At 72.4% G+C, this 16,171-nt stretch carries 12 protein-coding genes; 7 read left to right on the top strand and 5 right to left on the bottom strand.

The window, feature by feature from the left end; translation table 11 throughout:
- Window positions 1-14 precede the first annotated feature (14 nt).
- Both fsxC and fxsT read left to right on the top strand, forming a co-directional pair.
- Window positions 15-1,355, top strand: a complete 1,341-nt coding sequence (gene fsxC, locus AMK24_RS17295) for an FxsC protein (RefSeq protein WP_158072159.1) — start codon at window positions 15-17, stop codon at window positions 1,353-1,355.
- Complete coding sequence (gene fxsT, locus AMK24_RS17300; RefSeq protein ID WP_073769670.1) at window positions 1,352-5,287, top strand: FxSxx-COOH system tetratricopeptide repeat protein; 3,936 nt, start codon at window positions 1,352-1,354, stop codon at window positions 5,285-5,287. The genes fsxC and fxsT overlap by 4 nt, the downstream gene beginning before the upstream one ends.
- A 43-nt stretch (window positions 5,288-5,330) precedes the next feature.
- On the opposite strand, the gene AMK24_RS17305 is transcribed toward fxsT, so the two are convergent.
- Entirely contained in the window at window positions 5,331-6,218 is an 888-nt protein-coding gene (locus AMK24_RS17305) for an alpha/beta fold hydrolase (protein ID WP_073769671.1), read from the bottom strand.
- Between the two features lie 443 nt (window positions 6,219-6,661).
- Between AMK24_RS17305 and AMK24_RS17310 the strand changes: the two genes are divergently transcribed.
- On the top strand, window positions 6,662-7,747 hold the full coding sequence (locus AMK24_RS17310) for a S1 family peptidase (protein WP_073769672.1): 1,086 nt from the start codon (window positions 6,662-6,664) through the stop codon (window positions 7,745-7,747).
- Window positions 7,748-7,842: 95 nt separating this feature from the next.
- Here the strand turns inward: AMK24_RS17310 and AMK24_RS17315 are convergent, their stop codons facing one another.
- On the bottom strand, window positions 7,843-8,340 hold the full coding sequence (locus AMK24_RS17315) for a phospholipase (RefSeq protein ID WP_073769673.1): 498 nt from the start codon (window positions 8,338-8,340) through the stop codon (window positions 7,843-7,845).
- Between the two features lie 225 nt (window positions 8,341-8,565).
- On the bottom strand, window positions 8,566-9,645 hold the full coding sequence (locus tag AMK24_RS17320) for a DUF3533 domain-containing protein (protein WP_073769674.1): 1,080 nt from the start codon (window positions 9,643-9,645) through the stop codon (window positions 8,566-8,568).
- A gap of 347 nt (window positions 9,646-9,992) precedes the next feature.
- Between AMK24_RS17320 and AMK24_RS17330 the strand changes: the two genes are divergently transcribed.
- Complete coding sequence (locus tag AMK24_RS17330) at window positions 9,993-10,883, top strand: esterase/lipase family protein (protein WP_073769676.1); 891 nt, start codon at window positions 9,993-9,995, stop codon at window positions 10,881-10,883.
- Between the two features lie 127 nt (window positions 10,884-11,010).
- On the opposite strand, the gene AMK24_RS17335 is transcribed toward AMK24_RS17330, so the two are convergent.
- Together AMK24_RS17335 and AMK24_RS17340 are read right to left on the bottom strand one after the other, a co-directional pair.
- Complete coding sequence (locus AMK24_RS17335) at window positions 11,011-12,033, bottom strand: lytic polysaccharide monooxygenase auxiliary activity family 9 protein (protein WP_073769677.1); 1,023 nt, start codon at window positions 12,031-12,033, stop codon at window positions 11,011-11,013.
- 216 nt (window positions 12,034-12,249) lie between these two features.
- On the bottom strand, window positions 12,250-12,936 hold the full coding sequence (locus AMK24_RS17340) for a response regulator (protein ID WP_073769678.1): 687 nt from the start codon (window positions 12,934-12,936) through the stop codon (window positions 12,250-12,252).
- Between the two features lie 115 nt (window positions 12,937-13,051).
- Between AMK24_RS17340 and AMK24_RS17345 the strand changes: the two genes are divergently transcribed.
- From AMK24_RS17345 to AMK24_RS17355, 3 genes are read left to right on the top strand one after another with little or no spacing between them, the layout of a single operon-like run.
- Window positions 13,052-14,035 (top strand): Bug family tripartite tricarboxylate transporter substrate binding protein, encoded by a 984-nt coding sequence (locus tag AMK24_RS17345; RefSeq protein ID WP_073769679.1) that lies wholly within the window; start codon window positions 13,052-13,054, stop codon window positions 14,033-14,035.
- Complete coding sequence (locus tag AMK24_RS17350) at window positions 14,032-14,637, top strand: tripartite tricarboxylate transporter TctB family protein (RefSeq protein ID WP_073769680.1); 606 nt, start codon at window positions 14,032-14,034, stop codon at window positions 14,635-14,637. Before AMK24_RS17345 ends, AMK24_RS17350 begins: the two co-directional genes overlap by 4 nt.
- Window positions 14,638-14,640: 3 nt before the next feature.
- The gene (locus AMK24_RS17355) at window positions 14,641-16,170 is read left to right on the top strand and encodes a tripartite tricarboxylate transporter permease (protein ID WP_073769681.1); all 1,530 of its coding nucleotides are present in this window, start codon (window positions 14,641-14,643) and stop codon (window positions 16,168-16,170) included.
- The last annotated feature ends 1 nt before the right edge of the window (window position 16,171 follow it).

Raw genomic sequence — 16,171 nt, forward strand, 5'->3', positions numbered from 1 at the left:
TTCCTCCTTCTGGGATGCGAGTGCTCACACAGGACGGGGGTCGTGTGCACGCATCGACGCAACAGCGAGCGGTGGGCCATCGGCCGTATTTCTTTCTGAGTTACGCCCACACGCCGGGATACGGCGCCGGCACGGACCCCGACATGTGGGTCGAACGGCTTTTCCAGGACCTCTGCGGCCATGTGATGGCCATGACCGACTTACCCGCCGGAGCACGCGCCGGGTTCATGGACCGGGAGATACGCTCCGGCGAGGGCTGGTCGGAACGGCTCGGCGACGTCCTCGCCACCTGCCGGGTCTTCGTCCCCCTGTTCTCGCCGCGCTACTTCGCCAGCGAGATGTGCGGCAAGGAGTGGTACGCCTTCGAGCAGCGGGCCATCCACCACCGGGCCCGCTCCAACGAACCGGCCGAGGCCATCGTCCCGGCGCTCTGGGTGCCGGTCCCCCCGAGCCAGCTCCCCGGCCCGGCCGAGCGGTTGCAGTTCAACCACCGGGACTTCGGGGAACGGTACGTCAGCGACGGCCTCTACGGCCTGATCAAGCTCAGGCTCTTCGCCGAGGAGTACGAACGGGCCGTCTACGAACTGGCCAAACGCATCGTCAGCGTCGCCGACACGGTCCGCATCGACACCGGCCGCCCCGTCGACTACCGCCTGGCCCCCAGCGCCTTCGGCTCCCCCGGCAGCGAGGTCGGCGCGCCCCGGCCGATGCGGATCACCATCGCGGCGCCCACCCGCCACGATCTGCCCGAGGGCCGCAACGGCGCCCACTACGGCGACCACCCCCAGGACTGGAACCCCTACTACCCGGCCTCCGCCCGCCCTCTGGCCTACGTCACCGGGGAACTGGTCCGCTCGCTCAACTACCAGGCCGTGATCACCTCGTTCGACGAGGACCGGCACGAGGCCAAGGCCCCGCCCAACACCCCCGAGATCCTCATCGTCGACCGCTGGGCCCTGCGGGACGAGGACCACTGCCGCCGGCTCGCCGCCTTCGACGCCGAGAACCGCCCCTGGGTCACCCTGGTCGTGCCGTGGAACCGCGACGACCACCAGAGCAGGGCGGCCGACGCCGAACTGGCCCAACGCCTCGAAGCCACCATGCCGGTCAAGATGGGCCAGGGCCGGGCCCTGTGCCGCGCCGCGGCGAAAGGAGTCCCCACGATGGAGGCGTACGGACAACTCCTGCCCCAGGTGGTCGAGGTCGCCGCCCAGCAGTACCTCAAGTACGCGAAGGCCTACCCGCCCGGTGCCGGTGGTGGTTCCGGCGAACGGACCCGGCTCACCGGCCCCATGGGCGCCACGAGCTACATACCCGACCCGCACGACCCTGCGACGGAAGCGGAGGACCTATGAGTGCCGGTCGTGACGGGCGCATCGTCACCTTCTACTCGTACAAGGGCGGCACCGGGCGCACCATGGCCCTCGCCAACACCGCCTGGATCCTCGCGGCCAACGGCAAACGGGTGCTGGCCGTCGACTGGGACCTGGAGGCCCCCGGGCTGCACCGGTTCTTCCACCCCTTCCTGGACCCCGCCACCCTCGGCGCCACCACCGGCGTGATCGACCTGATCACCGAGTACGCCTGGGCCGCGACCAGCCCCGTCCAGCGCCCCGAGGACTGGCACCGCGACTACGCCCGCATCCAGCCGCACGCCGTCTCGCTGACCCCGGAGTCGCTGGGCTGGGAGTTCCCGCAGGGCGGCACGCTCGACTTCGTCTCCGCCGGGCGGCAGAACCGCGAGTACAGCGCCACCGTCTCCACCTTCGACTGGGACAACTTCTACGACCGGTTCGGCGGCGGCACCTTCTTCGACGCGCTGCGCGACGACATGAAGGCCCACTACGACTACGTCCTCATCGACAGCCGGACCGGCCTCAGCGACATCGCCGACATCTGCACTGTCCACCTCCCGGACGTCCTCGTCGACTGCTTCACCCTCAGCGACCAGTCCATCGACGGCGCCGCCTCCGTCGCCCGCCAGATCGCCGAGCGCAACACCGGCCGCCCCATCTCCATCTACCCCGTGCCGATGCGCATCGACGAGGGCGAGAAGGAGAAGGCGGACGCCGGACGGGCGCTGGCCCGGCTCAAGTTCGACCGGCTGCCGCGCGACCTGTCCGGCGACGAGCTCACCGCCTACTGGGGCGCGGTGGAGATCCCCTACCGCCCCTACTACGCCTACGAGGAGACCCTCGCCACCTTCGGCGACGAGGCCGGGCTCACCAACTCGCTGCTCTCCGCCTTCGAACGGCTCACCGCGGTCGTCACCGACCGGGAGATCACCTCGATGCCCCCGATCGGCGAAGAGGTCCGGCTGCGCATCCGCGACGCCTTCACCCGGCGCAGGCCCGCGCTGCCCGCCGACCTCCACCTCAGCTACGTGGCGGAGAACCGGATGTGGGCCGACTGGCTCGAGTCCATCCTCACCCGGGCCGGCTTCCGGGTCGTCCCGCGCGACGTCTCCGCCGAACGCCCGCCCCAGGAGCAGACGGACCCCGCTCCGGAGAACGCCGGCCGCACGGTGGTGCTGCTCTCCAGCGCCTACCTGAAGTCCCAGCGGGCCGTCGAACTGTGGGAGCGGACCGCCGCCGAGGCCGTGGGCAGCGGACACCGCCGGCTGGTCCCGCTGCGCATCGGGGACGTACGCCTGACCTCCCCGTACATCGACCGCAACCCGGTCGACCTCTTCCGGCTGGACGAGGTGCACGCCACCACCGCCGTGATGCGGGCCCTGGACCGGCCGGTGCAGATCACCGACGGCGTCCCGCCCGGACCGCGCTTCCCCGGCACCGTGCCGAGGATCTGGAACGCCCCGCCCCGCAACCCCGGCTTCACCGGCCGCTCGCTCGTCCTGGAGCGGATGCGCGACCAGCTCGGCGGCGGCCTCGCCGTCGTCCTGCCGCAGCCGCAGACCCTGTACGGGCTCGGCGGCGTCGGCAAGACCCAGGTGGCTCTGGAGTACGTGCACCGCTTCATGGCCGACTACGACCTGGTGTGGTGGGTATCGGCCGAACAGCCCGACGACGTGGTGGCCTCGCTCGCCGAACTCGCCGTCCGGCTCGGCGCCCAGGGCGGCGACGACATGGCGGCCGCCTCCAAGGAAGCCGTGGACCTGCTGCGGCGCGGGGTGCCCTCGGACCGCTGGCTGCTGGTCTTCGACAACGCGGACGACCCCGAGCAGCTGCGCCGCTACTTCCCGCAGGGCGGCTCCGGCCACATCCTGGTGACCTCCCGCAACCAGAGCTGGTCCCAGCACGGCGACGCGCTGCCCGTGGACGTCTTCCTCCGGGAGGAGTCGATCGAGCACCTCCAGCGCCGGGCCCCGGGCCTCAGCGACGAGGACGCCGACCAGGTGGCCACCGCGGTGGGCGACCTGCCGCTCGCCGTGGAGCAGGCGGCCGCCTGGATCGCGGAGACCGCCACCCCCATCGACGCCTACCTCGATCAGCTCGCCCGCCAGGCGCCCCAGGTCCTCGCGCTCAACCAGCCGGCCGGCTACCCCGAACCGGTCGCGGCGACCTGGAACATCTCCATCGCCCGGCTCAGGGAGCGCTCGCCCGCCGCCGTACGGCTGCTCCAGCTCTGCGCCTTCTTCGCCCCCGAACCGATCTCCGCCAACCTCCTCTACAGCAAGGAGATGATCGACGCTCTGAAGCCGTACGACTCCTCGCTCCAGGAGAAGCTGGTGCTGGGCCGGGTCATCCGGGAGATCGGCCGGTTCGCCCTCGCCAAGGTCGACCAGGTCTCCAACTCCGTCCAGGTGCACCGCCTCGTCCAGGCCGTGATCAAGGCGCAGCTCAGCGAGGAGGAGCAGCGCGAGGCCCGGCACGTCGTCCACCGCATCCTGGCCGGCGCTCGGCCCGACGACGACGAGCCGATAGACAACCCGGAGACCTGGCCGCGCTTCGCGACGATCTGGCCGCACCTCGGTCCCTCCGACGCACGCAACTGCAAGGAGCCGGAGACCCGCAGGCTGCTGATCGACCGCGTCCGCTACCTCTGGAAGCGCGGCGACATCAGGACCGCGTGGGCGCTGGGCGAGGAGCTGCGCGAGATCTGGCGCGAGCAGCTGGGAGAGCGCGACCTGCAGTACCTGTACCTCTGCTTCCACCTCTCCAACATCCTGCGCACCCGCGGGCGTTACGTGGAGGCGAGGGAGCTGGACGAGTTCACGCTGGAGCGGCAGCGGGAGGTGCTGGGGCCCGAGCACCCGCACACGTACATGACCACCAGCAGCCTCGCCATCGACCTCGGCCTGCTCGGGGAGTACGAGCGGGCCATCGAGATGGCGACCGAGGCCCACGAGGGGTTCGGGCAGATCTTCCACGACTCCCACCCGCGGACCCTGGCCGCCGCCAACAACCTGGCGCTGAACCTGCGCAGCGTCGGCCAGTACGCCCGCGCCCGGGAGATCGACCAGGACGTCTACGATCTGCGCACCCAGGTGCTCGGACCGGCCCACCCCTACAGCCTCTCCTCCGCCATGAACCTGGCGCGCGACCTGCGGGAGGTCGGCCGGTACGAGGACTCGGTGACGCTGCTCAGCACGACGTACAACAGCTTCAAGGAGACGATGGGCCGCACCTTCCCCGCCACGCTGAGCGCGGCGAAGAGCCTCGCGGTGTCGTTGCGCAGGGCGGGCCGGCTGGAGGACGCCCGCCGGCTCACGGTGGCCACCCGCGCCCGCTACCGGGCGAAGTACACCACCGCCAACCCCGAGTCGCTGGCCTGCGACCTCAACCTGGCGGCGGACCTGTTCGCGGCGGGCGAGAGCGTGGAGGCGCGGGACACCGCGCAGGAGGTGGTCGACCAGTACATGAAGGTGCCCGGGGAGAAGCACCCGTACACCCTGGCGGCGCAGAACAACCTCGGCGTCTACCTGACGGGGGCCGGGGAGCCGGAGGCGGCGGAGCGGGTGCTGAAAATGGTCGTCGCCGCCATGCGGGAGACGTTCGGCCGGGAGCACCCCAACACCCTGTTCTGCGTGATGAACCTGGCCAGCGCGACCGCCGACCTGGGCGAGCTGGACATCGTGCTGGAGACCGAGCAGCGCCTGTCCGTGCAGATACGCGACGCGCTCGGGGCGCACCACCCCGAGACCCTGGCGCTGACCTCGAACCTGGCGGTCACGCTCGACGCCATGGGGCGCCAGGACGAGGCGGCGCAGCTGCGGTCGGAGCTCGTCGTCGAGCTGGCGCGTCAGCTCGGCGACGACCATCCGCTGGTCCGGATCGCCCGGACCCAGGAGCGGTTCCGGCGCGAGCTGGAGCCGATGGCGGTGTGACGCCGCGTGCCGGGGGGCCCGCCCTCCCGGCACGCGGACCGGTTCAGCCCCCGTCCAAGTGCTCCCGGTCGTCCAGCAGCCAGTCCAGGACGCGGGGGAGCACCGACAGGGCGTCGAAGTGCGCCGCCGCCGGTTCCAGTACGGCGGTGGCGCCCGGTATCTGCCCGGCCAGCCAGCGGGAGTGGCCCACGGGCGTGAAGACGTCCTTCTCGCCGTGCCAGAGCATCACCCGGCCGCTGATCCGGGCCGGATCGAACCCCCAGGGGCTGCAGAAGGCGATGGCGTCGTCGATCCAGCCGTGCGCCGACGTGCGCAGCCCCTCGCTGTAGTTGCGCAGCAGCATGGACCGGATGCCCACGTCGTTGACCACCACCCGGTCGGAGTCGGTCAGTTCCCGGCGCAGATCGTCCAGGAGCCGTACCGGGTTCTGCCGGATCTGGTCCGAGCGGAGGGTGAAGGACTCCGCGAACCCGTCCGGGTCGGCGGCGGCCGTGGAGTACGCGTCCACGTTGGACGCCGCCATGCCGTCGAACCAGTCGAGGCCGGCCGCGTCCCGGGGTGCGAGGCCGACCAGCGCCGCGGTGCGGGTGATCCGCTCGGGCAGCAGGGCCGCGCAGGCCAGCGCGTGCGGGGCGCCGCCGGAGCGGCCCACGACGGCGAAGCGCGCGAGGCCCAGGGAGTCGGCGATGGCCCGGACGTCCTCGGCGACGTCGCACACCCGGCGGCCCGCCTGCCGGTCGCTGCCGCCGTACCCCGGGCGGTCGTAGGTGATCAGCTGCGTGTGGCGCTGGTGCAGGACCATGGAGCGGGGAGCGGGACCGAGCCTGCTGCCCGGAGTGCCGTGGAGCAGGAAGACCGGTCTTCCCCGCGGATCACCCCGGCGCTCCACCATCAGATGCCGCCCGTCCGCCGCGAGCACCCGGTTGCGCACCCGTGCCTCCTCCGCTCGGTCCCCCGGCCGGCTCGGACACGGCGTGCCCGGCGTGTGCCGCCGCTTCGATGATGACCCATCAGAGGCGTTACGGGGACTGTCCGACCGCGAGGAACTGTGAAGGTCCCGGGAGGCTCCCGGCGGACGATTCCTTCGACATCCGGACGGTTCGCCCCACCATCCGGACCCGCGCGGGCGCCTACCGGACAGGTCTACTCCTCACGCAGGGGCCGTTCCCGGTCGCACCGGGTGTTCGCGAACGGAACCGACGTGGCGTGACCCGCGGTAAGTGAACGGCCCGCGTGCGAAGCGTCGGTGTCGTGTGCACGTCCAGAAGTCGACCTTGTGCGCGATTCCGGGCCTCGGAATAGTGGGCGGCTCATCCCCTCCGTGCACGGACACCCCACATGTCCCGTGCGCGGCCCCACAGGAGGAGGCCGAAGTTGAAGCACCGACGTACATCCGGGAAGCGCGCGATGGTCGCCGGGTCGGCCGTCGCCGCCCTGGTCGCCGCGGGACTCACGTTCCAGACTGCGAACGCCAGTGACGACGTACCGCGGTCCGAGGCCAGGACGCTGAGCGCGGACGCGGCCGGAAAGCTGGCCGCCGCCCTCGACCGGGACCTGGGCGCGGACGCGGCCGGGACGTACTACGACACGAAGGCGAAGACCCTCGTCGTCAACGTCGTGGACGAGACCGCCGCCGAGCGGGTCCGCCGGGCGGGCGGCGAGGCCAGAATCGTGGAGAACTCCCTCGCCGAGCTGAAGTCGGCCCGGCAGACCCTCGCCGACCGGGCGACCCTCCCCGGCACCTCCTGGGCGGTCGACCCGGTGGCCAACAAGGTGCGCGTCACCGCCGACGGCACGGTCGACGGCGCGGCCTGGAAGAAGCTCTCCGCGGTCGTCCAGGGGCTGGGCGGGAAGGCCGAACTCACGAGGACCAAAGGCGAGTTCACACCGCTGATCGCGGGCGGCGATGCGATCTGGGGCTCCGGCTCCCGCTGCTCGCTCGGCTTCAACGTGGTCAAGGGCGGCGAGCCGTACTTCCTCACCGCCGGCCACTGCACCGAGTCGGTCACCAGCTGGTCGGACACCCAGGGCGGTGCGGAGATCGGGGCGAACGAGGGCTCCAGCTTCCCGGAGAACGACTACGGCCTGGTCAAGTACACCTCCGGTACCGCGCACCCGAGCGAGGTGAACCTGTACGACGGCTCCACCCGGGCGATCACCAGGGCGGGCGACGCGACGGTCGGCCAGGTGGTCACCCGCAGCGGTTCCACCACCCAGGTGCACGACGGCGAGGTGACCGGGCTGGACGCCACGGTCAACTACGGCAACGGCGACGTCGTCAACGGCCTCATCGAGACCACGGTCTGCGCCGAGCCGGGCGACAGCGGCGGCGCCCTCTTCGCCGGCGACACCGCGCTCGGTCTGACCTCGGGCGGCAGCGGCGACTGCTCCTCGGGCGGCACGACCTTCTTCCAGCCGGTACCGGAGGCGCTGGCCGCCTACGGCGCCGAGATCGGCTGACGCCCCGCGGCGGTACGGAAGGGCCCCCGGTTCGCCGGGGGCCCTTCCTGTTCTCCGCCGCCCGCTCACTCGGGTCCGGCGGCCCGGGCGGGGGTTCAGGCGGCCCGGGGGAGGTTTCGCGTCCCGGCCCCGGCCGGGGAGACGCCGAAGATGCTCACCGCCTGGTAGTACGTCCACGCCGTGCTGTTGCACGACGTCTTCTTCGCGCCCGAGTAGGCGGAGCACACCCGCTTGAGGTCCGCGTAGAAGGCGGAGTCGACGCGGTCCTTGTTGGCGGAGAACGTACCGGCGGCCTTGTAGTTGCGATAGCCGAAGTCGTGGCGGGCGCAGGAGTTCTGGAAGGGGAAGCCGAAGGGGTTGTCGGGGGAGGTGCTGCAGTAGTCCGTCGACCAGTCGAAGCCGTACGCCGACCAGGCGCCCTTGTTGTTGCGGGCGGAGTTCCAGGCGTTGTAGCTGGAGGCGCTCGTCTGCGTCCAGGAGCTGAGCACCTGGGGCTTGTCGGCGGGGGCGGCCGACGCGGGGGCGGCGGCGACCGCTCCCAGCGGGAGCGACAGGGCGAGAGCGGCGAGCGGAACGGCGAATCGACGACGCATGTGCGACCTCCGAAGGGGTGGGTGGAGTGGTGCCGGCCGTACTCCTCGGCGGGGTGGCGCGAGGCCGCTCCAGCATGCTGCCATGAACCTGTCATGTATAGATCGAGTGCCGAACCGTCATCCGGAGGGCGTCCCCGCCTCGCCTGCGCGACGGCCGCACGACGCACGGGGCCGCCCCAGGGGCGGCCCCGTGCGGTCCGACGGGTTCGGGCGGTGGTCCTCCGTTCAGGCGGCGGTCGATCCGCCGCCGCTCGGCGCCGGGCCGGCGCCCGCGCTCCCGGCGCCCCGGGCCGGGGCGCCGGCCGGGTCCGCCGGTGTCCGCTTCCGCAGCGACATCAGCAGCGTCACCACCGTGCCGACGACCGCCCAGGCGGAGAGCACCAGCAGGGGGCCGGTGATCGCGTTGCCCCGGAAGTAGGCGATCGAACGGGCTGTCCAGGTGCCCGCCCCCGGGGGCAGGGCCGGGCCGATCGCCCGCCAGAAGTCCGGGAGCATCGGGAGCGGGAAAGCGCCGCCCGCACTCGGGTTGCCCGCGATGACGACGATCAGGACGGCCAGGCCGATGCCGACGATCCCGGTGAGCGCCTGCAGCGCGAGGGTGATCATGCCGACCGCGAAGACGACCAGGGCGCCCAGCCCCGACAGCCCCCAGAAGCTGCCCGGCAGCGCACCGAGGACCGGGCCCACGACGATCGCGCCGCCGATGCCGCCCGCGATCGAGTACAGCGCCATGGTGCCGGTCCGGATCAGGGCGCGTTGCCGGTTGGCGGGCTTGGCGCCGGCGCTGATCGCCAGGATCGAGGCGCAGAGGTAGCCGCCCACGCACCAGCCGATCACCAGGTAGAAGGAGGACAGCCCGTTGAAGTCCTCGGGCGAGGCCCCGGCCACGTCCACGGTCTCCACCGTCCGCTGCTGGGTGCCGTCCGCCTGGGTGACGATCCTCTCCAGGGCGCCGGACAGGGCGGTCCCGCCGCCGGAGGCGACCAGCAGGGTGTCGGTCCGCCCCCGGGGCGAGACGATCAGCGCCCCGTAGAGCTCGCGGTCCATGATCTGCTCGCGCGCCTCGTCCTCGCTGCCCACCTCGCGGGGGTCCAGCGGCCCGCCGGGAAGGCCGTCCAGCTCGGTGACGAGTTGCTGGGACACCTCCCGCGGCGCCACCACTCCGAAGGCGACGTCCGTCGGCTTCGGTTTGTGCAGCGCCCCGATGTAGGACGCGATGAACAGCAGTTGCAGGGCGAGCACGCCGATGACGAGCAGGGCGGCCCGCGGTGTGACGGCGTTCTTCACCTCGTCGACGAAAGTCATGCCCCCACCGTCCGGGCGGCACGGCCCGCGCGCAGGCGGGACGGGGCCGAACGGCGTAGCTTGCCGGGAGCCGGGAGCCGGGAGCCGGGAGCCGGGAGCCGGGAGCCGGGAGCCGGGAGCCGGGAGCCGGGAGCCGGGAGCCGGGAGCCGGGAGCCGGCGTGGGCCGACCGGTCGGCGGGGGCAGGGGCGGTGGCGCCGGGCCGAGGGCTCCGGCAGTTTTTACCGACGCGTAACTTCCCCCTGGCCCTTACTCGTGCGTAATTTGGCATGAGCACGTAAATCTTGTGGTCCGGGCCACAGGGCGCACCGCCGTCGCACCTCCCTTGAGCCGCAAGGAGATCCCACGATGCTGCCCTGGTTCCGTGCTGCGCGCGTTCCCCGCACGCGCAGTCTGCTCGCCGCCCTGCTTCTCGCCCTCACCGTGCTCGTCGCCCCGACGGCCACGGCGGCCGCGGCGCCCGCCGCCGAGGCGGCGGCCTCGCGCGGCTGGAACGACTACTCCTGCAAGCCCTCCGCCGCCCACCCCCGCCCCGTCGTCCTGGTCCACGGAACGTTCGGGAACTCCATCGACAACTGGCTGGTCCTCGCCCCCTACCTGGTCGACCGGGGCTACTGCGTCTTCTCCCTCGACTACGGTCAGCTCCCCGGGGTGCCGTTCTTCCACGGACTCGGCCCCATCGACGAGTCCGCCGAACAGCTCGACGCGTTCGTCGACCGGGTGCTCGACGCCACCGGAGCCCCGAAGGCCGACCTCGTCGGCCACTCCCAGGGCGGCATGATGCCGAACTACTACCTGAAGTTCCTCGGCGGCGCCGACAAGGTCAACGCGCTCGTCGGCATCGCCCCCGACAACCACGGCACCACGCTGCTCGGCCTCACCAAGCTGCTGCCGCACTTCCCCGGCGTCGAGAAGTTCATCACCGACAAGACCCCCGGCCTCGCCGACCAGGTCGCCGGATCGCCCTTCATCACCAAGCTCACGGCGGGCGGCGACACCGTGCCCGGCGTCCGCTACACCGTCATCGCGACCAGGTACGACCAGGTGGTGACCCCGTACCGCACGCAGTACCTGGACGGGCCGAACGTACGCAACGTCCTGCTCCAGGACCTGTGCCCGCTCGACCTCTCCGAGCACGTGGCCATCGGCACCGTCGACCGCATCGCCTTCCACGAGGTGGCCAACGCCCTCGACCCGGCCCGCGCCACCCCGACCACCTGCGCCTCGGCCATCGGCTGACCCACGCCGCGCCGAAGGGCCGGGCCCGACGTCCGACGGAGCGGACGGCGGGCCCGGCCCGTCAGGTCCTGCCGCGCCCGACGTCCCGGAGGGACGCGGCAGGGGTCTGGGGAGGGGGCCGGCGGGATCAGCGACCGCGGCGGCCCGTCGCGGTGGCCCGACGACGCTGCGAGGCGAACAGCGTCGCCGCACCGGCGGCGAGCACCGCCGCGCCCCCGACGGCCAGGTAGGCGCTGCTGCCGGAACCGCCCGTCTCGGCCAGCCCCTCTCCGCCCGGCGCCGCGTTCGCCGCCGGGGCGTCGCCCCCCGGAGCGGCCGGGTCCCCGCCACCGGCCGCGGTCCCGCCCTCGCCCGCCGGTGCGGCGGTCGTGACCTTCGCCCCGGTGTTCGCGTCGTCGTCTCCGTGGCCGTTGTGCTCGACCGACGACTTCGCGGCCCCCTCGGCGATCGCGTCCTCGGACGGTGCGGTGGGGGCCTCCACGCTCTGGGCGCCGATGCCGCCCTCCTTCTTCGCCCCGCCGCCGAACGTCACGTCGGAGCAGGCGTAGAACGCCTCGGGGGAGTCCGAGCGCTGCCAGACCGTGTAGACGAGGTGGCGTCCGGAACGCTGGGGGACCGTGCCGTCGAAGACGTACGAGCCGTTCTTCAGCACCGGGTCGGTGGCGGAGGCGAAGGGCTTCGCCTCCAGGTCCGACCAGGCGAGCGGCTTGGACGCGTCGTAACCGGGCTTGGTCAGGTAGAGCTCGAACGACCCCTTGTGCGGGGCCGTCGCGCGGAACGTGAAGGTGCGCGCGCCCGCCGACATCGCGGACGCCGGCCAGTCGGCGCGCGGCAGGTCGAGCCCCTTGAACTTGTCGTTGGCCGCGCTGCACAGCTTGCCGTCCGGGATCAGATCGCGGTGCTTGCCGGCCGCGTTGGCGATGTTCACCCCGTTCCAGTCGTACAGCGCCTGGGTGCCGCCCGCGGCGACGGCGGCCTTGCACGCCGCCGACCGAGGGTTCTCCGGACCCTCCGCGTAACAGGCGGACACCCGGCTCACCGGGTCGGTGAGCGAACCGTGCGCGAGAGCGGGGGCGGCGGCCAGCCCGGTCAGCGCGAGCGGTGCGATACCGAGGACGAGGATCCCGGCGGCCTTGCTGCGAGCGGTCATGGGTGGATCTCCTTCTGAACGGCACGACTGCGCCGCTGCGACAGCGCTGCCGTGGAGGGCGGCGATCAGCAAGCTAGCCGCTCGGAAGGCCGAAAACGCCTGCTGGGAGAGGGTGGAGGCGATCCTTAGGGTGGTTTTAAGGACCGGTTAGGCGTGGGCTCAGGTATCCCCGGCCGAGCCGCCCCGCGACGCCCCCCGGTCGCCCCGCGGCGCCTCTCAGCCCCTCCAGCGGTAGCGGCGTTCCGGGCGGCCCGTGCCGCCGTAGCGCAGGGTCACCTCGGCGCGGCCCGTACCGGCGAACCACTCCAGGTAGCGCCGCGCGCTCACCCGGGACAGGGCCCCCGCCTCGGCGCACTCGGAGGCGGACAGGCCCCCGGGGTGGTCGCGCAGGGTGCGTTCCACCAGGTCGGCGGTGGGCGCGGCCAGGCCCTTCGGCAGTTCGCGCGAGCCGGGCGGGCGGGGGCCGAAGATCCGGTCGACGCCCTCCTGGCGGGCCTCCCCCAACTCCTCCAGGCGGGTGCGCAGCGAGGCGACGTGGAGCAACTGGTCCTGGAGGGCGGACCGGTGGAACGGCTTGATCAGGTAGTGCAGGGCCCCCGCCCTCAGCGCCGCCCGGATCACCCCCGCGTCCCGGGCCGCCGTGATGAACAGGGCGTCCGTGCTGGGGCGCGAGGCGTCCCGTTCCTCCGCCGTGCGCAGCGCGCGCAGGACGTCGATCCCGTCCATGTCGGGCAGATAGATGTCCAGCAGCACCAGGTCGGGGCGCAACCGCTCGGCCGCCCGCAGGGCCTCGGCCCCGTTGTGCGCCACCCCGACGACGTCGAAGCCGTCCATCGCGGACACATAGCGGCTGTGCAGTTTCGCGACCATGAAGTCGTCGTCCACCACCAGCACTGTCGTCACGCGGACACGCTAAGCGGCGACCGCAACGACCACAACGTCCGTTGGTACCGGAAGAGAGACAGGTTCTTAACGCGCAGGCAACATGTGGGCCACTTCACAGCGAAAGGCGGAACCTGTGCGACTGCGCACTCTCCTCGCCCTGTTCGGGGCGGCGTTGCTCGTGGTGGTCGGACCACCCCTGCTCTCCACCGGTGACGGCTCCGACACCGGCACCCGGATTCCCGGGCTGCGCTTCATGGTCCCCAACACCCCCGGCGGCGGCTACGACATCACCGCCCGCACCCTGGCCAAGAACGCCGAGGACGCCGGACTCACCCCCGGCATCGAGGTGTTCAACCTGCCGGGCGCCGGAGGAACGGTCGGGCTGACCCGGCTCGTCGGCGAGCACGGCAACGGCAAGCTCGCCCTCTCCATGGGCCTCGGCGTGGTCGGAGCCGTCCACACCAACAAGGCCCCGAGCACCCTGGCCGACACCACCCCGATCGCCCGGCTCACCGAGGAGCCGGACATCGTCGTCGTCGCCGAGGACTCCCCGTACCGCACCATCGCCGACCTGCTCGCCGCCTGGAAGAAGAACCCGGCCGACGTCCCGGTCGGCGGCGGCTCCTCGCCCGGCGGCCCGGACCACCTCGCCCCGATGCTCATGGCGCAGGCGGCGGGCATCGCCCCGAGGACGGTCAACTACGTCCCGTTCGACGGCGGCGGCGAACTCCTCGCCTCGATCCTCGGCAACAAGGTCGGCTTCGGGGTCTCGGGCCTCGGGGAGTACCGCGACCAGATCGAGGCGGGCGAGCTGCGGCTGCTCGCGGTGACCGGGCCGAAGCGGGTTCCGGGCCTCGACGCCCCCACCCTGCGCGAGGCCGGACTCGACACCGAGTTCACCAACTGGCGCGGCGTCGTCGCCCCGCCCGGCCTCTCGGACACCGAGCGCGACAAGCTCACCGGTCTGATCCGCGAACTCCACGGCACGAAGCAGTGGAAGGAGTCGCTGGAGAAGAACGGCTGGGACGACGCCCTCCTCGTCGGCGAGCCCTTCGGCGACTTCCTCGAAGAACAGGACCGGCGCGTCGCCACCGTCCTCAAGGAGCTGGGGCTGTGACCACCGAACCCACCCGACCCGCCCGCCCCGACACGGCCGGCGCCGCACCCGCGGAGCCCGGCGCCGCACCCGCGGAGCCCGGCGCCGCACCCGCGCCCGGGGGAGGCGCCCGGTCCTGGCTGCGCGACCACTCCGAACTCGGCGTCTGCGTCCTGCTGTTCGCGCTCGGCGTGCTCGTGCTCACCGACGCCTTCGCCATGAGCGTCGACATCGCCCAGCGCGGCCCCGTCGGCCCCCGCACGGTCCCCTTCGTCATCGGCGGCCTGTTCCTCCTCATCGCCGTCCTGCTCGCAGGCGACGTCCTGCGCGGCGGACGCGGCGAGGCGGAGGGCGGCGAGGACGTCGACCTCGACGCACCGGCCGACTGGCGCACCGTCCTCCTGCTCACCGGGGTCTTCCTCGCCGCCGCCGTCCTGATCGGCCCCCTGGGCTTCCCGATCGCCGGGGCGCTGCTCTTCTGGGGTTCCGCCTACGCGCTCGGCAGCCGGCACCACGGCCGCGACCCGCTCATCGCCGCCGGCATCTCCCTCGCCACCTACTTCGTCTTCGACAACCTGCTCGGTGTCCCCCTCCCGGGCGGCCCGCTGATGGGGGTGCTCTGACCGATGGATTCCCTCAACTCCCTCATCGACGGCTTCGGTACCGCGCTCACGCCGATGAACCTGCTCTGGGCCGCCATCGGCGTCCTGCTCGGCACCGCGATCGGCGTGCTCCCCGGCATCGGCCCGGCGATGGCCGTGGCGCTGCTGCTCCCGGTGACGTACGGCCTCGACCCGACCGGCGCGTTCATCATGTTCGCCGGGATCTACTACGGCGCGATGTTCGGCGGCTCCACCACCTCGATCCTCCTCAACACCCCCGGCGAGAGCGCCGCCGTGGTCGCCGCGATCGAGGGCAACCCGATGGCCAAGGGCGGACGCGGCGCCCAGGCGCTCGCCGCCGCCGCGATCGGGCACTTCGCCGGCGGCATGATCGGCACGATCCTGCTGGTCGTCCTCGCCCCGACCGTGGCCTCCCTGGCCATCGGCATCGGCGCCCCCGACTACTTCGCCATCATGGTGCTGGCCTTCATCGCGGTCACCTCCGTCCTCGGCACCTCCCGCATCCGGGGCATCGCCTCGCTCCTCATCGGCCTCACCATCGGCCTGGTCGGCCTCGACCAGATGACCGGCCAGCAGCGCCTGACCTTCGGTTCGCTCCACCTGGCCGACGGCGTCGACGTGGTCATCGTCGCGGTCGGCCTGTTCGCGATCGGGGAGGCCCTCTGGGTCGCCGCCCATCTGCGCCGCTCCTCCGGCGAGCCGATCCCCGTCGGACGCCCCTGGCTCGGCCGGGCCGACCTGAAGCGCACCTGGAAGCCCTGGCTGCGCGGCCCCGTCATCGGCTTCCCGTTCGGGGCGATCCCGGCGGGCGGCGCGGAGATCCCCACCTTCCTCAGCTACGTCACCGAGAAACGGCTCTCCCGCCACCGCGACCAGTTCGGCAAGGGGGCCATCGAGGGCGTCGCCGGACCGGAGGCCGCCGCCTCCGCCTCCGCCGCCGGAACCCTCGTCTCGATGCTGACCCTCGGACTGCCCACCACCGCCGTCGCCGCCGTGATGCTGGCCGCCTTCCAGCAGTACGGGATCCAGCCGGGCCCCCTGCTGTTCGAACGCGAACCGGAGCTGGTCTGGGGCCTCATCGCCTCGCTCTTCGTCGGCATGGTGCTGCTGCTCGCCCTCAACCTGCCGCTGGCGCCGGTCTGGGCGAAGCTCCTGCGCATCCCCCGCCCCTACCTGTACGCGGGCATCCTCTTCTTCGCCGCCGTCGGCGCGTACGCGGTCGGCGGGGAGCCCCTCGACCTGGTGATCCTCCTGATCATCGGTCTGATCGGGTTCGGGATGCGGCGCTACGGGCTGCCGGTGCTGCCCGCCGTCATCGGCGTGATCCTCGGCCCGGCCGCCGAACAGCAGCTGCGCCGCGCGCTCCAGATCAGCGACGGCGACGTCTCCGGCCTGGTCAACACCCCGTTCTCCCTCACCGTGTACGCGATGGTGGTGCTGATCGTGGCCTGGCCGCTGATCGGCCGGCTGGTCCGGCGGCTGCGCGGTGACCGGAACACGACGGAGGACGCCCGCACTGTCAGCGGGGGCTGAG

It is taken from the genome of Streptomyces sp. CB02366, assembly GCF_001905905.1.
Lineage (GTDB): Bacteria > Actinomycetota > Actinomycetes > Streptomycetales > Streptomycetaceae > Streptomyces.

Excerpts from the sequence above, each read along its gene's own strand:
- AMK24_RS17355 (WP_073769681.1), top strand. The coding sequence starts at position 14,641 with ATGGATTCCCTCAACTCCCTCATCGACGGCTTCGGTACCGCGCTCACG.
- fxsT (WP_073769670.1), top strand. The coding sequence starts at position 1,352 with ATGAGTGCCGGTCGTGACGGGCGCATCGTCACCTTCTACTCGTACAAG.
- fsxC (WP_158072159.1), top strand. The coding sequence starts at position 15 with ATGCGAGTGCTCACACAGGACGGGGGTCGTGTGCACGCATCGACGCAA.
- AMK24_RS17320 (WP_073769674.1), bottom strand. The coding sequence starts at position 9,645 with ATGACTTTCGTCGACGAGGTGAAGAACGCCGTCACACCGCGGGCCGCC.
- AMK24_RS17315 (WP_073769673.1), bottom strand. The coding sequence starts at position 8,340 with ATGCGTCGTCGATTCGCCGTTCCGCTCGCCGCTCTCGCCCTGTCGCTC.
- AMK24_RS17335 (WP_073769677.1), bottom strand. The coding sequence starts at position 12,033 with ATGACCGCTCGCAGCAAGGCCGCCGGGATCCTCGTCCTCGGTATCGCA.
- AMK24_RS17330 (WP_073769676.1), top strand. The coding sequence starts at position 9,993 with ATGCTGCCCTGGTTCCGTGCTGCGCGCGTTCCCCGCACGCGCAGTCTG.